This window comes from Amycolatopsis sp. NPDC043889, assembly GCF_056435645.1.
On the sequence record NZ_JBWKEC010000001.1, the window covers coordinates 704,544 to 719,172 of the forward strand.

The 14,629-nt window shown below is 65.7% G+C and carries 22 protein-coding genes; 13 read left to right on the forward strand and 9 right to left on the reverse strand.

All coding sequences use genetic code 11. The features are described from left to right. The first annotated feature begins 52 nt into the window (after nucleotides 1-52). On the forward strand, nucleotides 53-1,765 hold the full coding sequence (locus AC0685_RS03535) for a bifunctional metallophosphatase/5'-nucleotidase (protein WP_478224072.1): 1,713 nt from the start codon (nucleotides 53-55) through the stop codon (nucleotides 1,763-1,765). A gap of 109 nt (nucleotides 1,766-1,874) precedes the next feature. Beyond that, a complete protein-coding gene (locus AC0685_RS03540; RefSeq protein WP_340686142.1) occupies nucleotides 1,875-2,213 on the forward strand; it encodes an MmcQ/YjbR family DNA-binding protein in 339 nt (112 codons plus the stop codon). On the opposite strand, the gene AC0685_RS03545 is transcribed toward AC0685_RS03540, so the two are convergent. Beyond that, nucleotides 2,210-2,737 (reverse strand): GNAT family N-acetyltransferase, encoded by a 528-nt coding sequence (locus AC0685_RS03545; RefSeq protein WP_478224074.1) that lies wholly within the window; start codon nucleotides 2,735-2,737, stop codon nucleotides 2,210-2,212. The genes AC0685_RS03540 and AC0685_RS03545 overlap by 4 nt on opposite strands. A 35-nt stretch (nucleotides 2,738-2,772) precedes the next feature. Continuing rightward, nucleotides 2,773-3,165: a pyridoxamine 5'-phosphate oxidase family protein gene (locus tag AC0685_RS03550; protein WP_478224076.1), complete on the reverse strand. Its 393-nt coding sequence runs from the start codon at nucleotides 3,163-3,165 to the stop codon at nucleotides 2,773-2,775. A gap of 36 nt (nucleotides 3,166-3,201) precedes the next feature. On the opposite strand from AC0685_RS03550, the gene AC0685_RS03555 reads away from it, so the two are divergent. Further along, nucleotides 3,202-3,603 carry a DUF4279 domain-containing protein gene (locus AC0685_RS03555; protein WP_478224078.1) on the forward strand — a complete coding sequence of 134 codons (402 nt, stop codon included), beginning with the start codon at nucleotides 3,202-3,204 and terminating at the stop codon, nucleotides 3,601-3,603. Between the two features lie 85 nt (nucleotides 3,604-3,688). After that, on the forward strand, nucleotides 3,689-4,342 hold the full coding sequence (locus AC0685_RS03560; protein ID WP_478224080.1) for a hypothetical protein: 654 nt from the start codon (nucleotides 3,689-3,691) through the stop codon (nucleotides 4,340-4,342). Nucleotides 4,343-4,345: 3 nt separating this feature from the next. Here the strand turns inward: AC0685_RS03560 and AC0685_RS03565 are convergent, their stop codons facing one another. The 5 genes from AC0685_RS03565 to AC0685_RS03585 form a co-directional block, all read right to left on the reverse strand. Beyond that, nucleotides 4,346-4,834, reverse strand: coding sequence for an N-acetyltransferase family protein (locus AC0685_RS03565; RefSeq protein ID WP_478224082.1), 489 nt, complete (start codon nucleotides 4,832-4,834; stop codon nucleotides 4,346-4,348). A gap of 27 nt (nucleotides 4,835-4,861) precedes the next feature. Next, the gene (locus tag AC0685_RS03570) at nucleotides 4,862-5,134 is read right to left on the reverse strand and encodes a hypothetical protein (protein WP_478224084.1); all 273 of its coding nucleotides are present in this window, start codon (nucleotides 5,132-5,134) and stop codon (nucleotides 4,862-4,864) included. A 35-nt stretch (nucleotides 5,135-5,169) separates the two neighbouring features. Then, complete coding sequence (locus AC0685_RS03575) at nucleotides 5,170-5,382, reverse strand: hypothetical protein (protein ID WP_478224086.1); 213 nt, start codon at nucleotides 5,380-5,382, stop codon at nucleotides 5,170-5,172. A 66-nt stretch (nucleotides 5,383-5,448) separates the two neighbouring features. Beyond that, nucleotides 5,449-5,640 carry a hypothetical protein gene (locus AC0685_RS03580; protein WP_478224088.1) on the reverse strand — a complete coding sequence of 64 codons (192 nt, stop codon included), beginning with the start codon at nucleotides 5,638-5,640 and terminating at the stop codon, nucleotides 5,449-5,451. A gap of 358 nt (nucleotides 5,641-5,998) precedes the next feature. Continuing rightward, on the reverse strand, nucleotides 5,999-6,226 hold the full coding sequence (locus tag AC0685_RS03585) for a hypothetical protein (protein ID WP_478224090.1): 228 nt from the start codon (nucleotides 6,224-6,226) through the stop codon (nucleotides 5,999-6,001). A gap of 342 nt (nucleotides 6,227-6,568) precedes the next feature. On the opposite strand from AC0685_RS03585, the gene AC0685_RS03590 reads away from it, so the two are divergent. Both AC0685_RS03590 and AC0685_RS03595 read left to right on the forward strand, forming a co-directional pair. Beyond that, nucleotides 6,569-7,135, forward strand: coding sequence for a hypothetical protein (locus tag AC0685_RS03590; RefSeq protein WP_478224092.1), 567 nt, complete (start codon nucleotides 6,569-6,571; stop codon nucleotides 7,133-7,135). Continuing rightward, nucleotides 7,132-7,584 carry a hypothetical protein gene (locus AC0685_RS03595; RefSeq protein WP_478224094.1) on the forward strand — a complete coding sequence of 151 codons (453 nt, stop codon included), beginning with the start codon at nucleotides 7,132-7,134 and terminating at the stop codon, nucleotides 7,582-7,584. The genes AC0685_RS03590 and AC0685_RS03595 overlap by 4 nt, the downstream gene beginning before the upstream one ends. A gap of 51 nt (nucleotides 7,585-7,635) precedes the next feature. On the opposite strand, the gene AC0685_RS03600 is transcribed toward AC0685_RS03595, so the two are convergent. Both AC0685_RS03600 and AC0685_RS03605 read right to left on the reverse strand, forming a co-directional pair. Then, nucleotides 7,636-8,304: a YdcF family protein gene (locus tag AC0685_RS03600; RefSeq protein WP_478224096.1), complete on the reverse strand. Its 669-nt coding sequence runs from the start codon at nucleotides 8,302-8,304 to the stop codon at nucleotides 7,636-7,638. Nucleotides 8,305-8,318: 14 nt separating this feature from the next. Beyond that, nucleotides 8,319-9,086 (reverse strand): GntR family transcriptional regulator, encoded by a 768-nt coding sequence (locus tag AC0685_RS03605; RefSeq protein WP_478224098.1) that lies wholly within the window; start codon nucleotides 9,084-9,086, stop codon nucleotides 8,319-8,321. A gap of 169 nt (nucleotides 9,087-9,255) precedes the next feature. Between AC0685_RS03605 and AC0685_RS03610 the strand changes: the two genes are divergently transcribed. The 7 genes from AC0685_RS03610 to AC0685_RS03640 all read left to right on the forward strand — a co-directional run bounded on the left by AC0685_RS03610 (nucleotide 9,256) and on the right by AC0685_RS03640 (nucleotide 14,628). After that, nucleotides 9,256-9,717, forward strand: a complete 462-nt coding sequence (locus AC0685_RS03610) for a hypothetical protein (protein WP_478224100.1) — start codon at nucleotides 9,256-9,258, stop codon at nucleotides 9,715-9,717. A 303-nt stretch (nucleotides 9,718-10,020) separates the two neighbouring features. After that, nucleotides 10,021-10,269, forward strand: a complete 249-nt coding sequence (locus tag AC0685_RS03615) for a hypothetical protein (protein ID WP_478224102.1) — start codon at nucleotides 10,021-10,023, stop codon at nucleotides 10,267-10,269. Next, nucleotides 10,247-10,501 carry an AMED_5909 family protein gene (locus AC0685_RS03620; protein WP_478224104.1) on the forward strand — a complete coding sequence of 85 codons (255 nt, stop codon included), beginning with the start codon at nucleotides 10,247-10,249 and terminating at the stop codon, nucleotides 10,499-10,501. The genes AC0685_RS03615 and AC0685_RS03620 overlap by 23 nt, the downstream gene beginning before the upstream one ends. A 309-nt stretch (nucleotides 10,502-10,810) precedes the next feature. Continuing rightward, on the forward strand, nucleotides 10,811-12,385 hold the full coding sequence (locus tag AC0685_RS03625; RefSeq protein ID WP_478224106.1) for an FtsK/SpoIIIE domain-containing protein: 1,575 nt from the start codon (nucleotides 10,811-10,813) through the stop codon (nucleotides 12,383-12,385). Further along, nucleotides 12,382-12,768, forward strand: a complete 387-nt coding sequence (locus tag AC0685_RS03630) for a hypothetical protein (protein ID WP_478224108.1) — start codon at nucleotides 12,382-12,384, stop codon at nucleotides 12,766-12,768. Before AC0685_RS03625 ends, AC0685_RS03630 begins: the two co-directional genes overlap by 4 nt. After that, on the forward strand, nucleotides 12,768-14,390 hold the full coding sequence (locus AC0685_RS03635) for a replication initiator (RefSeq protein WP_478224110.1): 1,623 nt from the start codon (nucleotides 12,768-12,770) through the stop codon (nucleotides 14,388-14,390). Before AC0685_RS03630 ends, AC0685_RS03635 begins: the two co-directional genes overlap by 1 nt. Nucleotides 14,391-14,409: 19 nt before the next feature. Then, nucleotides 14,410-14,628 carry an excisionase family DNA-binding protein gene (locus AC0685_RS03640; protein WP_478224112.1) on the forward strand — a complete coding sequence of 73 codons (219 nt, stop codon included), beginning with the start codon at nucleotides 14,410-14,412 and terminating at the stop codon, nucleotides 14,626-14,628. Nucleotide 14,629 lies beyond the last annotated feature (1 nt).

A 14,629-nucleotide genomic window follows, 5' to 3' on the forward strand; every position in this document is an offset into this window, starting at 1 on the left:
TGAAGGTCAAATCCGCAAGGCAGACTCCTCCGCCGTGCGAATCGGAGGAAGCATGAAACTCCCTGCCCGGCTGGCCGTGGTCGCCAGCGCCGCGCTGACCGCGCTGACCGCGCTGACCGCGCTGGCCGCCGTCGCCGCGCCCGCGTCCGCGTCCGCGTCCGCGTCGGCGACCACCGACGTCCGGCTGATCACCTTCAACGACCTGCACGGCAACCTCGAACCGCCGTCCGGTTCGAGCGGCCGTGTCACGCTCCCCGACGGCACGACCGTCAACGCGGGCGGCGCCGCCTACCTCGCGACGCACCTGAAGAAGCTTCGCGGCGAAGCGCGCAACTCGGTCGTCCTTTCGGCAGGTGACAGCATCGGCGCGTCGCCGGTGATCTCGGCGCTGTTCCACGACGAGCCGACCGTCGAACTGCTGAACCAGCTCGGTGTCGAAGCTTCCGTGGTGGGCAACCACGAATTCGACGAGGGTCTCGAGGAACTCCGCCGGATGCAGCACGGTGGCTGCCACCCGACCGACGGTTGCCAGTTCCGCGAGTCCTTCAAGGGCGCGAACTTCCCCTTCCTCGGGTCCAATGTGTACTACGAGAACGGCTTCCCGGTGTTGCTGCCGTTCAGCATCGAGTTCTCCGGCGGCGTCCCGATCGGCGTCATCGGCGCGACGCTGAAGGATCTGCCGCAGGTCGTCACCCCGGAGGCGATCAAGGGCCTGAAGTTCGGCGAAGAGGTCCAGGCCATCGACCGCACCGCCAAGCTGCTCGACCTGGTCGGGGTCAAGGCACAGGTCGTGCTGCTGCACCAGGGCGACAACTCCGAGACCGCCGGTCCGGACGAATGCAAGGTCAAACCGGGCGCGGCGACCGCGATCGCACAGAAGGTGACGTCCACAGTGGACGCCATCTTCACCGGGCACAGCCACCAGCAGTACAACTGCGTGATCAACGACCCTGCCGGCAATCCGCGCCCGGTGATCCAGGGCGCGTCGTTCGGGCGCCTGCTCTCGGTCGTCGACCTGAAGATCGACCGCCGCACCCTGGACGTCGTCCGGGGCGAAACCAAGGCGCACAACCAGATCGTCACCCACGACGTCAAGCCGGATCGCGACGTGCAGGACCTGATCGACGAGGCCAAGACCAAGGCCGCGCCGATCGCGAACAAGGCGGTCGGCACCATCACCGCGGACCTGAGCGCCAAGGGCGCCGCCTCCGGCGAGTCGCCGCTCGGCGACGTCATCGCGGACGCCCAGCTCGAGGCCACGAAGTCGAACGGCGCCCAGATCGCCATGACGAACCCGGGCGGGATCCGCACGGACTTCACCTACGCGTCGTCACCCGCCGGCGAAGGCGACGGTGTCGTGACCTACGGTGAGGCGTTCGCCGTGCAGCCGTTCGCGAACATCATGCAGACGATCACGCTCACCGGGGCGGACTTGAAGAACGTGCTCGAACAGCAGTGGCAGGCCAACGGGGTCGTGCGGATCCTGCAGATCTCGAAGTCACTGAAGTACTCGTACTCGGCGTCGGCGGCACAGGGGTCACGCGTCTCGAACCTGACGCTCGACGGCACGCCGATCGACCCGGCGGCGTCGTACCGCGTTTCGGTGAACAACTTCCTCGCCGCCGGCGGGGACGGCTTCACCGAGTTCACGAAGGGGACCAACCTGTCGGGTGGTCCAGTGGACCTGGACGCGCTGATCGCGTACTTCGGTGCGCACCCGGGTATCGCTCCGCCCGCCGCGGACCGGATCACCGTCCTGCCGTAGCCCTCGCGAGTGCCATGAAAGGTCCCTTCCTTGCGAAATTTGCGAGGAAGGGACCTTTCATGGCGTCTACGGGGTGGTTTTGTCAGTGACCCAGGGCACAATGGCCGCCATGACGACCTGGGAAGAAGTCGTGGAACTGGCGGGCAGGCTGCCTGAGGTCGAGGAGTCCACGTCGTACCGCACGCCATCGCTCAAGGTCGCGGGCAAGAGCTTCGCCCGGCTGCGCACCGAGGCCGAGGGCGGGCTGATGCTGCTGTGCGAGCACGCGGAGAAGGAGGCCCTGCTGGCCTCCGGCGACCCCGCGTACTTCACCACGCCGCATTACGACGGCTACGGCGCGATCCTCGTCGACCTGGAGAAGGTCGAGAAGACGCAGCTGCGCGAACTCATCGAGGAGGCCTGGCGGATGAAGGCGCCCGCCAGGCTCACGAAAGGACTGAACGACTAGCGGAGTTCGCCTTCGAGCAGGCTCATGAGGTACTCGTCGTGCCACTGGCCGTTCTGGCCGCGGAACGACTGCCGATGCCTGCCGTCCACCTGGAATCCGAGCTTCTTGTAGACGTGGATCGCGGCCTCGTTGTCGACCACGACCCACAGCGCGATCATGTGCAGCCGCATCATGTCGAAGCCGTAGCGGCAGAGCGTGCGCATGGCATCGGTGCCGTAGCCGCCGCCCCAGTGGTCCTTCTCGCCGAGGTAGATGTCGAGTTCCGCGCGGCCTCCTTCCGGCGTGGCGTCGCGCAGGGTGCAGGTGCCGATCAACGTGCCGACGGCCAGGCTCTCGATCGCGAAGTTCACCTGGCTGAAGCTGTTGGGCTTCCGGTGGGCGAAGCGCTCGCGGATCTGGGCGAGGGATTCCGGGTGGTCCGCGGTCAGCCAGCGCGTGACCTCCGGGTCGTTGTGCCAGCGCCACAGCGTGTCCGCGTCCTCGGGTTCCAGTGGGCGCAAGCGGATCAGTTCACCGGTCAGCATCGTCCATCCCAAAGATCGGTATCGGACTTTCCAGACTATTGGGCGACACCCGCGAGCAGCCACCGCTTAACGGGGACTTCCAGCAGCACCCTGGCGCCGAACGGCTCGATCTCCTCGCCTGCCGCCCAGCCGTCGTACTTCGCCGCCAGCGCCTCGAGAACGTCCGCGCGCAGCGTTCCGCGATGGACTCGTACCAGGCCTTCGGCGACAACCGGCGCGTCACCGTCTTCCAGCGCGAGACTGACGCGCGGATCGTTGCCGACGTTGCGCACCTTCACGTTCCGCTCGCCGCTGCCGATCCAGAAGACGTCGTCGAGGTACACGAACCACACCGGCGTGACGTGCGGCGATCCGTCCGCCCGGAGCGTGCACAACCAGGCGTTGCGCTCCCGCGCGAGACGTTCGATAAGCGATTGGTCACGTTTCACCTGGTCAGCCTGCCCGAAAGCTAGGGTGCCGGGCGTATGAAGGTCCACCAGTACTGCTACTTCGCCTTGAAGAGCGAAACCGTGTCCGCCGGGGAGATCACCGCGCGGCTCGGCATGGAGCCCGACGAGGTCCTGGTACTGGGTTCGCGGTCCGCCGAACACCGGTTGCCGCGGATGCACGCCTGGAAGGTGACGCATCGCGGTCCGGAACCGGTCGACGACCAGATCGAGAGCGTGATCGGCAGGCTCGCCCCCGTCCGCCCGGAAATCCGGAGGCTGGTGGACGAAGGCGCGAGCGCGGTGCTGCAAGTGGTGCGCTACTTCCATCACCGGGACGGCGGCGAGGAATTCGGCTGGCATCTCTCGCCCGCCGTCATCGCGTTCCTCACCGAAGCCGCCGCCGCGCTCGACGTCGACGAGTACGACCTCAGCGAATGACCTTCCGCCGGTCCGGTGCGCGGCGGGAACGCCGAAGATGGTGGGATGGTGCCCCACAGCCGGACAACCCCGTTGGGAGCCCAGCATGTCGAGCGAGAACTGGCCGCTGAGTCAGGATCCCGAGTCGCCGGTGATCATCTCCCGGTCGCTGGTGGAGGACCCGTCGAACCTCGCGTTCGTCGTCCTCGACGACGACGGTGACTGGTTCATCAGCGACGGCAACGAGTTCTCCGAGGACATGGAGGAGAACAAGGACGCGTTCGGCGCGCTGCCCCTGCGGGACGCGGTGGAGCTCATCCCGGAGATCGCCGCGCTGGCCGGCCTCCCCACCGGCATGGCCGCCGACTGGGATCCGGAACGGCGCACGTGGCTGCTGAGCTCGGTCGCCGACTCGGACGACGACGAGGAAGACCTCCTGGTGCGCGCCGCCCGCCTCGCCGCGTGGACGCATCCGGGCTCGCCGCTGGAAGAAGTCCACGTGAGCACCGAACTCGCCGAGATCTCCACCGACCCCGCCGCCCCGGCCCGCGCCGTGCGCCAGGTCGTCCGCGAGGCCGACGGCAGCTGGCTGCTCGTCGGCTTCCAGGTGCCGGAGAACGAGGACTTCGAGGTCGAAGCCCTCGAAATGGAGCACGCCGTCACCCTGTACCCGGACGTCGCCCTGGTGCTGAGCGCCGCGCCCGGCCAGGTGTACGACCGGCCGAGCGCCGGCGCCCCCTGGGAACTCGTCGAAGGCTGACCCTCAGCCGAAGTCGCAGTACATGACGTGCAGCCCGATGCGCCCCAGCGTCGGGTGCTCGAACGCGCCCGGCACCGTGCCGACGATCTCGAACCCGAGCCGTTCGTAGATCCGGACCCCGGCCACGTTCGATTCGGCGACCGCGTTGAACTGCATCCCCGCGAAACCCTGCTCCCTGGCCCACCGCAGAGCGTTCGCGCACAGCGCACCGCCGATGCCCTTGCCGCGAACTTCCTTGTCCACCATGAAACTGGCCGTCGCCACATGCGACCCGGGTCCGCCGCGCTTCGGCCCCATCTTGGCCGTCCCGAACACGCGGCCGCCCTCGACCGCGACCACCGTCCGGCCCGGCGGCGTCTGGATCCAGCTCGCGCGCGCGGCGTCCTCGGTGAGGTTCGGGTCGTAGGTGTACGTGTCCGCGGCCCGCACGACTTCGCGCACGATCGGCCAGACCTGCACCCAGTCCTCTTCGGTGAATTCCCGGATCTCCATACCCGGCAAGGTAACAACGCTGGGAAATCAACAACCGGTCCGGCGGTTCTGCCGCCATCGCCAGACGAAGTCGGAAAGCAAGAGCAGGCCGGCGACCGTCAAACCCGAGCCGATCCAGATCCGCGTCGAGCCGGATTCCCGCTCGACGCGGATCCCCGGCGGCAATCCGGCCGCGATCCCGTCGATCTTGGCCTGGACAGAACGATGGTCGAAAACGCTCAGATCGCCGTCTTCCGCCAACGTGGCCAGCAAGCGGCGAACCTCGTCGTTCTGCTCGCGGGAGAAACCGGGGAATTCCATCGAGGCGTCCCGGAGCACTCCCGGACCCATACATCTCAGCGGTTCCCTGTGGACGCGTCGAGATATTGCCCTGTCGCCCCGCATTCGTCACCCGCCTTGGCGAAAACGACGGTGTACGGCCCAGGGGTGCTGCCCGTGTTCAAGCCGACGATGAGGAAGATCCCGCCGACCAGGAGGAGCGGAAGGAACAGCGACCCGGCCAGCACGGTCAGCAAGGCCGCCGTACTGTCGCTCGACATTTTCCGCACGCGCCAGAAGCTAGCCGCTCAGCGAGGGACGGTCCCCGGCTTCGGCTCAGGTCGCGACAGGGCCGGTCACGCGGGACTGTGTGGATTTTGGGACATCTGACGTCCCAAAATCCACACAGTCACCAGTCCTGAGGCAAAAGGCGTTCTCTGAAGCCAACCGATCCCGACGTCGGCGGGCCGGAGTTCGTGGTGCATGTCGTGGTAGTCCCAGAGCGTCTGGACGTCGGCGCGAAGATCGTCCGGCAAGGTCTCGGTCATCGAGTACTCCGAGGCAAAGCGAAAGCCCCAGGTCCACAGTGGACATCCACTGACCTGGGGCTTTCGCGGGAGAGCGGATGACGGGAATCGAACCCGCGTATTCAGCTTGGGAACCAGGGTGATCATGCTGGAACGTGGCCCTGACCTGCGGGCGGCGCTTGCTCGGGGTGGCCGCGATTGACCTTGGTTGACCGGCCTTAATGGCACGCTAATGGCATGGCTGAGGTCCCACCCACACCTCCCCCGTCATCCCGATACGAAGCCAGCACGCGGACGGTGGTGCCGGGTCAAGGCACGCTTTCCCGCCTTGACCCGGCACCACCGTCCGTAGTCATGATCCGGCTTCGGGGTGGCGGTCCTAGCGATCGGGAAGCTTGCGGCTGAGCGTGTCCATGGCGCCAACTAGGTCGGCTGCGCCCCGGAGGGTGATCGAGTCGTCTTGCATGTGCTTCAACTGGTGATACACCGCCAAGAGTCCCTCGGCGGTGGCCAGCCGGATCGGGTCCGCGCTTTCTCTGCCCTGTTCGAGGGCTTGGCGTGCTGCTGCGGCGTGTGCCTCTGCTGCGGTGCGGTCTGAGGTCGGCATGAGGTCGACCCTGCCAGCGACACTGGACTGCGTAACTAGGCCGATGAGCTGATCGCCGTCAGCGGCGGCGCGCTGTGCGGTCTACGGGTCCGGCGGGCCCACCCGGCGGGCGGCGGCCGGAGCGGAGCGGCAGGCCGTCCGTCCCGCGAGCGGGTGGGCCGACGAACGGGAGGTGACGTGCGCGCCGCCTTGATCCCATAGAGCCAAATTCGGCAAGCAAACCAAAGTTTGGACAGCGACCGGTGCTCGTGCCGTAGCAGATGCGGGCGATCTGTAGCGAACGCCTTGCTGGACGGCGGGCTGGTCGCAGCACGGATGCGTGGCCATTCGCTGCTGTGCTGCGTGTTCGACTTCATCTGGCGGTCGGGTCGTGCGAAGATGGCGTTCGTGGCTGAAGGAACTGCGGATGAGACACGATGGAAGCGACAGTTGTTCGCTTTCGTTCTGGTCGCAGTCATTCTCGTGTGTGCGGCCTTGCTTGTTTTTGCTAGCCTCAATAAGCAGTGGACAGTGGCGATGCAGGTTGGTTCAGCGGTCGCTGGAGCAGCGCTTGGGAGCATTCTCTCGATTGATTCTTCGCGGTTGACTGTTCGAAATCAGGCGCGTCCTGCGATACGGCGAAAGTTTGATCAGATTGCACGTTTAGGGATTTTGGTTGTGCGGGTGGAAGCGTACAGTGATTTAATTCGAAATCCGCCCGAGCCTGGCAAGCGGCAGGACTCGCAGCGAACAGCAGACTGGTTTGATTCTGTTGCTCATAGCTTAAGGGCGGAAATCGAATCAACTGCGACTTCTATCGAGGACTGGGGAGACTTGGCTCAGGATGTTTACGACCGCGAGCTAAAGCGGTATCGGACCAGGGAAGCTCGATTGCCGACCGCCTCTGGTGATAAGGAAATAGATCAATGACAATTGAAATTGTCGGCAAAGTTGCCAAGGTGACCAGCGATCGAGAACTGATTATCAATCGCGGGTCTGAGCATGGTGTGACTGTGGGAATGGTCTTTCGGGTCAAAGGTGATCCTGTGCAGGTCGTTGACCCGGACTCGGGTGAGCTAATTGGCGTAGTCGCGAAAGCTAAGGTGCTAGTGAGAGTTGCGGGCGTATCCGAAAAGCTCTGCATTGCTCGAACTTTTCGTTCAAAGAGGGTCAATGTTGGCGGCGACTTTGAGGGGGTTAGGGGAATAAGCAGTGTCTTTCAGCCGCCAAGATGGGAAACGAGGTACGAGACACTGCGGCGCGATCCTTCGGCGGGTAGGGAACTTTCAGAGAATGAGAGCGTGATTGCTATTGGTGACGTAGTTGAGTTGGCAGATGAGGGAGATCTCGACGCGGAAGCAACGACTATTTGGCGATGAGATTCGTGTTCCTGGTCGACTCAAAGACTTGCCCGGCGGGCGAGCGTGCTCTCATTGTTGAATGAGGCGTTTTCTGAAACCTGCCTTGACTAATCGATTGTAGGAATTTGTTACGTTCCTTGGAACTTTCTGATGTATGGCGAAGCCGCGTTCGGCATAGAGGGTGATGCGCTGGGTGTCACCGACAAGCATGTTGATGACGCGGTCCACGTCGCCGATGCTCTCGATGTACTCATCTAGCGGGAGTGGCCGGGAAGCGCAGATGACGTCGACCTCGGGCCAGAGCTTCTTGCAGGTCGCATACGCGCGTCGCTGCTGGTACGGCCGAGAGATGAGGATGACTGACCCGACCTCGATGCCGCGTGACTCCAGAAGCTTCCGAGTGAGCGTGATGTTGTCCCCAGTGTTCCGCGCCTCGGGTTCGACCAGGATGGCCTCATCGGGTACGCCCAGCTCAAGCGCGTGTTCGCGGTAGTGCACCGCCTCGCCGCGCGGAAACCGGTCGACGGTCGTCGGGGCGTTGGCCCCGGTGAAGACGATGAGCGGGAACATGCCAGCGTGGAACAGTTCCGCGGTGAAGGTTGCGACCCCGAGATCGTGGCTGCCGAGTCCGATCCCGACATCGGCGGGCCGGAGTTCGTGGTGCATGTCGTGGTAGTCCCAGAGCGTTTGAACGTCGGCGCGGAGGTCGTCCGGCAGGGTGGTCGAGCGCTCAGGCATCTGGGTCTCCGGGGTCAGTCGGGGATCTTGAAAGTGTAGGTCCAGGAGAAGCGGCTGGCGGCGTGCACGCCACGTGCGAATTCGACCACGCGGCCGTCGCCGGTGTATGTGCGTCGTTGCAGGACCATGACGGGTTCGCCTGCGGGGAGTTCGAGCTGTTCGGCCTCGTCGGGCGTCGGCATCCTGGCGTAGAAGGTCTCGGTCATGGTGTCCGGCTCAAGGCCTTGCAGGGTGAGGACCAGGAATCCGCCACCTCGTCCAGCGGGGCCGGGGGTCGGGTCGACGATGGGGGTGCCTTCGACGTCGGCGGGCCGGTAGTAGCTCGTCAGCATGTGGGTGGGCTGGCCGGCGTCCTTGACCAGTCGCGCCCGCGCGTAGACCGGCGATCCGACCATGACACCGAGAGCATCCGCAACTTCTCGGTCAGCTTCGACCTTGGCGACGGTCTGCGTCTGGTCGGTCGGCTTCCAGTCTCGGCCGGAAGCTTCGCGGTCTGCGACGAAGGCGACGGTATCGCCGTACTTCCACTTACTCTTCGCGTACCGGTCCTTGCCCAAACGCTTCATGGGCGGTCGAGCCCGGACGACGGTCCCGCGTCGCCTGATCGGCGTGACCAGCCCTTCGGCTTCAAGGACCCCAACGGCCTTGCGGACGGTGTTGACGTTGACGTCGTACTCGTCGGCAAGCTCGTCTTGCTTGGGCAGCGTGGTGTCCGGGGCATAGTCGCCCCGCTGGATCGCGTCTCGCAGGATCGCGGCCAGCTCGCGGTACCCAGTGCCCACCTGGTCCTCCTTCGTCGGTCGATAACGCTAGCGGTATCACCCCATCATGGTCTACGGAGCCCGATAGAAATAGTTCTATTGACAACTCGCGCGGGAACGCGCTTAATAGAACTACCTCTAACAAGGTGTAAGCCCGCTAGGGCTCCAGAGACGACAGGAGACAGACGACATGGCGATCGGCAAGGGGCACCGTTTCGAGATCGACTTTGATGCCGCGTTCCCGCTGGGGCTGGTGATGGTGGGGGAGGTCGCGCCGGACAACGAGTACCAGTCGCGCGAGGACAGGTCCGCTGGCCGACCTGTTCGTCAGCGGGTCGACGAAGTGACGGGCAAGCGGCAGTGGAAGGCCACGGTCACCGACCCGAGCGAGACCAACTCCAAGCGCGCGTCTTACGACGTGACGTTCCTGGCGGATGTGCAGCCGGTGCCGACGACGTCGGAGGTGCTGCCGGGTATGCGGCCGATCGAGCTGGAGGGCCTGACGGCTGAGCCAAAGGTGGCTGGTCAGGGCGAGTTCAAGTACCAGTCCTACGTGTTCCGCGCGACTGGCTTCAAGGCCGCCGCTTCGGGTGGTGCGTCGAAGTCGGGCCGGGCTTCCAATGCTGCTGAGTCCACGCCCAAGGCGGCGTGATGACGGGCCCGGTGCCTGGCAGTCAGGGCGTGGCCGTGGTTCCACCGCACCTGGTCCAGAGCTGGGAGACGGCGTATCGCCACTACAGCGCTATGACGCAGCGAACCAGACAGGCCGGTGACGCCCTGGCGGCGCATGACATGGCCGTGGCTTCCCTGGCGGTTGCGGCGGCTTGGCGGGAGCTGGTGGCCCAGAGCCGGTTGCCGTGGTGGGTGCTGGCTGCGGTGTCGGCGGCTGCCGAGGGGTTCGAGGAGAACGCGCGGTCCTGGGAGGTCCGTGCTTACAGCGAGGAAGGGCAGGTCCGTGGCGTTCAACGCGATGTGGAAGCCGGGGCGGCAGGCGGTCGCGGGGATGCAGGGATTTGGTTCGGCGAATCCGGCGCTGGTGATCTATCTGGATCCGGACAGTCTGGCGATCCTGCCGCCGTCCGATCCGGCCGAGTGGCCGGAGTTCATCCGGCTCCTTCGCCAAATCCGCGACAGCGCGGACGAACTGGCCGTCCTCCTCACCAAGCATCAGGCGGTGCGCGATGACGAAACCCGGCCGGAATGAGCCGCAAACCCTCCGGGACGCGCACGCGGTCGCCTCGGCTCGCAGGCCGAAGCCGGGGTCGAACCTGGAGACGTGGCTGAAGTTCCATCAGGCCAACGCGCGCATGTACCGCGCTGTGTCTGATGTGGACCGAGGGCATCATCACGAACTTCGTTACTGGGTGGGCTATGAGGAGCGGAAGGCCGAGGAGGTGGCCGCGCAGATCCAAAAGGGGAAGTCGGAAGCCAGCTAGAAACTGAATGACAGAGCGAAAAACGCGCGTGGGGACGTGCGGCGTACAAACACGTCCTCACGCGCTTTGTAAGTCCCGTAAGGCGCAGAACCGGTAACTGGCCTAGGAACCTCGCCGGTTCTGCGCTGTCCACAACCTCTGGAAGTGAACAATGACAACGCTAAACGATGGCAACAAGCGTCCGCTAGACGGGGTCACCCGAACGCGCTGCGCACTCTGTAAGCGGTTCGCGAAGCTCCTGCCCGGCGAGACCGAATGTGCTCCCTGCCGGGGAATGCTGCCGCTGGATCTGACCGGCGGTGGTCGCTGATGAACGCGAACGGGGTCGGTCTTCTCTTGGTCGGCGGCGGGGTGCTGGGTGTGGTGGTGTGGCTGCTGCGCAAGCTCGGCCACGCGCTGGCCACGATCGCGGAAGTCCTGGCTGCCGCTGCGGTCGTCTTCATCGCCCTGTGGTCGGCCGTGAAGTTGTTGGGGTGGCTGGGAAAACAGGTCTTCACGCACTGGCGAACCAGTCTCGGCGTGGTCGCGGTGGCGGCGTGGTGGCTGTGGCTCGGCAGGCCGTCGCTGGCCATCACGGCGGGTTCGGTTGGGGTGGTCCTGGTGGTGTGGCGACTGCTCGACGGGGTGTCGTTCGACCGGTGCTGTGGCCGGTTCCTGCGGGCGTGGTGGCTGCGCTGGTTCACCTACGCCCGGAAACTGCCCGGCTGGCTGCACGCCTGCGGCCTGTCCATCTCCGACGGCACCGTGCCCGTGGAAGTGACGGTGAATCTGGTCGGCCGTAGCCGGAAGGCGGTGTCTCGTAGTGCGGGCGGTGCTGCGGTGCAGGTGCCGAAGGTGCTGGGTGTGAAGTCGGGGCCGTCGTGGGATGAGGTACGGGTCCGGCTCGTGCCTGGTCAGAAGCCGGAGGACTTCGACGACGCTGCCCGCGCTTTGGCTGTGGCTCGCAAGGTCACGCGGTGCCAGGTGCGGGAGCTGGAACCCAACGTCGTCTCGCTCGACTTCCAGCGCCGTGACCTGCTCGCCGCGCCGGTGGGGTGCGCGGAGTTGCCCGACCTGGTGGCCGTCGACGGCGTGGATCTGCGGCGGGTGTTCGCCGGACGGACCGAGTACGGGAAGGACTGGCGGCTGCCGCTGACCGGTCCTGGCGCACACATGCTCGTTGCCGGTGCCACTGGGGCGGGAAAGAACTCGGTCATGTGGTGCCCGCTGGTGTCGGCTGCGTCGGCGATCCGGGCCGGGACGGTGCGGGTGTCCGGGATCGATCCCAAGGGGATGGAACTCGCTTACGGACGTGGGATCTTCGCCCGCTACGGGGTTGCGGGCAAGGAAGCTATCGAGGTCCTGGACGACCTGCTTGACGGTCTTGAGTCCCGCAAGCGCGAGTTTGCCGGGCTGACTCGTGAGGTTCCGATCTCCAAGGAAAACCCGTTGGAGGTGCTGGAGTTCGACGAGATCGGCGCACTGACCAAGTACACCGACCGAAAGACCCGCGAAGCCATCGTGGAACGGGTCGCGATCCTGACAACTCAAGGTCGGGCGCTCGGCTACACGGTGCGCGGCTATGTGCAGGAACCCACCAAGGACACGGTTCCGGTACGTGAGCTGTTCCCCCGGCGGGTCTGCCTGCGCGTCACCTCGAAGACGCACGTCGGGATGGTCCTCGGTGATGGCGCGTACGAACGGGGTGCCTGGGCGAATCGCATCGAGGAGTCGGCCCCTGGGGTCGGTTACATCTGGGGCGAAGGCATCCGCGAACCGCTGCGGGTCCGTGCGGGCTGGGTCCCGAACGAGACGGTCAAAGCCTTGGAGAACTACGTCACCAACGGCGGTGCACATGTGATCGACCTTCCTGTTCGCCGTGGTGGAGAGGAGGTGGCGGCGTGAACCGCGTTCTGGTGTTCCTCGATGCGATCCGCGATCACCTCGACTCCTACGCTTTTCCGCCGGTTGCGTCCGTGCGGGTCGGGTTCGGCTCGGACCCGGTGTCTGTCCAGCTCGATACCGACGGTCTGACGGACGTGGCGCGGAGCCTGGTTATCTGGGCGGATTCCCTGGAGAACGTGACCGCCTCGATCTGGCGGGTGCCCCACGGCGGGAGCGTGCACCTGGAAGTCCAGGGCCGGACTCCCTGCGGCATCCCGGTCGTGGTCTATGGCGGTGCCCAGTTCGACGAAGCGACCTTCCCGGACCTGCCTGCGGGGATGCGGCAGGAAATGCCGGTGTTCGTGCTGCGGCAGTGGAGCACGCCTGGGGAGGTGGCCGCCTGATGAGCATGAACGAAGCCGCGGTGACCCCGCCGGCCAAGTCTCGGGCCGCTCGGATGCGGGCACCTCTCGCGTCGGACGTGGTGAAGGCGACGGCGGAGAAGCACGGCGTCTGTGTCCGGCCGTTCACGATGGAGGTCGGCGACACCGAGACTGGCGAACTCCGCTACGTCCCCGTTCCCTGCGGCTCGACGGTGGAATCGGTCTGCCTGCCGTGCGCTCGGAAAGCGAAGGCTCTTCGACAGGTCCAGTGCCGTGAAGGCTGGCACATGACCGAAGAACCCGACTTCACCTCAGAGTCGCCGACTGAGACGCAGACGGAGCTATTGGCGTTCCGGGCTGACCTGGTCGCCGCCTACCGCGAAGTGAGCGACCAGGCGGAGGCCGATGAGCTGCGGGAGGAGATCCAGGGAGTCGACGACGAACTTCGGCAACTCGGGATGCGCGGCCGTCTCCCGTCGATCGACCTGCCCACGAAGAAGGCAGTGAAGCGGTCAACGAAGCGGCGGCAGGACGCGCCGAACCTGCCTCGCCGGAAGGTCGCGAAGACCACTGTGGGCCGCGAGTACGCGGGCAGGTTTCGGCCGTCGATGTTCGTCACGCTCACCTGTGACACCTACGGCCCGGTCCGGTCGGATGGCGCCCCGGTCGATCCGTCGACCTATGACTACCGGCGGGCGGCTCGGGACGCGGTGCACTTCTCGGCCCTGGTGGACCGGTGGTGGCAGAACCTCCGGCGCGTGGTCGGCTGGGACGCGCAGTACTTCGCCACCGTCGAACCCCAACGACGAGCCGCACCGCACCTGCACGCGGCTATCCGGGGCTCGGTCCCGCATGACGTGATCCGGCAGGTCACCGAAGCGACCTATCACCAGGTCTGGTGGCCCGACCATGACCAGGTCGTCTACGTCGACCGGATGCCGCTCTGGGACGGCGACGCCAGAGTGTTCGTCGACCCCGACACCCGCGAACCGCTGACCGACTGGGACGACGCGATAGAGGCCGTGGAAGACCCGGCGCACGTGGTCACCTTCGGACGACAGGTCCACTCCAAGGGCATCCTCGGCGGCTCCGAAGAGGCCGGACGGCACATCGGCTACCTGACCAAGTACCTCACCAAGTCCACCGGTGAGGTGGTCGAAGCCGACACCGTGCGGCAGAAGGATCACCACGACCGCTTGCACGCGGAACTGTCGGTGACGCCGTGCTCGCCTCGGTGCGCGGTGTGGCTGCTCTACGGCATCAACCCCAAGGGCGCCAACGGAAAGACCACACCGGGGCACTGCAAGGGACGGGCTCACCGGCGGACCACACTCGGGCTACCAGGGCGTCGGGTGCTGGTGTCGCGCAAGTGGTCGGGGAAGACGCTCGTCGACCACAAGGCGGACCGGAAAGCGTTCGTCCTGCAAGCGCTGGCGGCGGTCGGGATCGAGAAACCGGCACCGGACCCGGCGCGGCTGGTCTGGCGCAAGGTCGACTCCGGCGACGCGAACGTGCCTCCTCGGGACCACCTGGTGATGCACGCGATCTCTGAACGGATCACCTGGAAAGCCGAGTACGACAAGGCACTACTCGCCGCGCAGAGTCCGCCGGATCTTTCGGCAACTCAGGGCGTGGCTGCTTAGAAACTGGGGGAGGGAACACATGGAAGCCAAGTATCTGACGGTCGAAGAGGCGGCTGCCTACCTCAATACCGGCGTCCGGTTCGTACGTCGACTGATCGCCGAACGACGCATCGCCTTTCACAAGGCGGGGGTTCATGTCCGTCTCGCTCTCGCAGATCTGGAGAGCTTCATGCAGGCAGGGCGGGTAGAGCCGATCACACGCGCATCGGTCCGCCGTGACCTGGGAAGGGCGGCCTGAG

Excerpts from the sequence above, each read along its gene's own strand:
- AC0685_RS03535 (WP_478224072.1), top strand. The coding sequence starts at position 53 with ATGAAACTCCCTGCCCGGCTGGCCGTGGTCGCCAGCGCCGCGCTGACC.
- AC0685_RS03540 (WP_340686142.1), top strand. The coding sequence starts at position 1,875 with ATGACGACCTGGGAAGAAGTCGTGGAACTGGCGGGCAGGCTGCCTGAG.
- AC0685_RS03545 (WP_478224074.1), bottom strand. The coding sequence starts at position 2,737 with ATGCTGACCGGTGAACTGATCCGCTTGCGCCCACTGGAACCCGAGGAC.
- AC0685_RS03555 (WP_478224078.1), top strand. The coding sequence starts at position 3,202 with ATGAAGGTCCACCAGTACTGCTACTTCGCCTTGAAGAGCGAAACCGTG.
- AC0685_RS03560 (WP_478224080.1), top strand. The coding sequence starts at position 3,689 with ATGTCGAGCGAGAACTGGCCGCTGAGTCAGGATCCCGAGTCGCCGGTG.
- AC0685_RS03565 (WP_478224082.1), bottom strand. The coding sequence starts at position 4,834 with ATGGAGATCCGGGAATTCACCGAAGAGGACTGGGTGCAGGTCTGGCCG.
- AC0685_RS03570 (WP_478224084.1), bottom strand. The coding sequence starts at position 5,134 with ATGGAATTCCCCGGTTTCTCCCGCGAGCAGAACGACGAGGTTCGCCGC.
- AC0685_RS03580 (WP_478224088.1), bottom strand. The coding sequence starts at position 5,640 with ATGACCGAGACCTTGCCGGACGATCTTCGCGCCGACGTCCAGACGCTC.
- AC0685_RS03585 (WP_478224090.1), bottom strand. The coding sequence starts at position 6,226 with ATGCCGACCTCAGACCGCACCGCAGCAGAGGCACACGCCGCAGCAGCA.
- AC0685_RS03595 (WP_478224094.1), top strand. The coding sequence starts at position 7,132 with ATGACAATTGAAATTGTCGGCAAAGTTGCCAAGGTGACCAGCGATCGA.
- AC0685_RS03600 (WP_478224096.1), bottom strand. The coding sequence starts at position 8,304 with ATGCCTGAGCGCTCGACCACCCTGCCGGACGACCTCCGCGCCGACGTT.
- AC0685_RS03610 (WP_478224100.1), top strand. The coding sequence starts at position 9,256 with ATGGCGATCGGCAAGGGGCACCGTTTCGAGATCGACTTTGATGCCGCG.
- AC0685_RS03620 (WP_478224104.1), top strand. The coding sequence starts at position 10,247 with ATGACGAAACCCGGCCGGAATGAGCCGCAAACCCTCCGGGACGCGCAC.
- AC0685_RS03625 (WP_478224106.1), top strand. The coding sequence starts at position 10,811 with ATGAACGCGAACGGGGTCGGTCTTCTCTTGGTCGGCGGCGGGGTGCTG.
- AC0685_RS03635 (WP_478224110.1), top strand. The coding sequence starts at position 12,768 with ATGAGCATGAACGAAGCCGCGGTGACCCCGCCGGCCAAGTCTCGGGCC.
- AC0685_RS03640 (WP_478224112.1), top strand. The coding sequence starts at position 14,410 with ATGGAAGCCAAGTATCTGACGGTCGAAGAGGCGGCTGCCTACCTCAAT.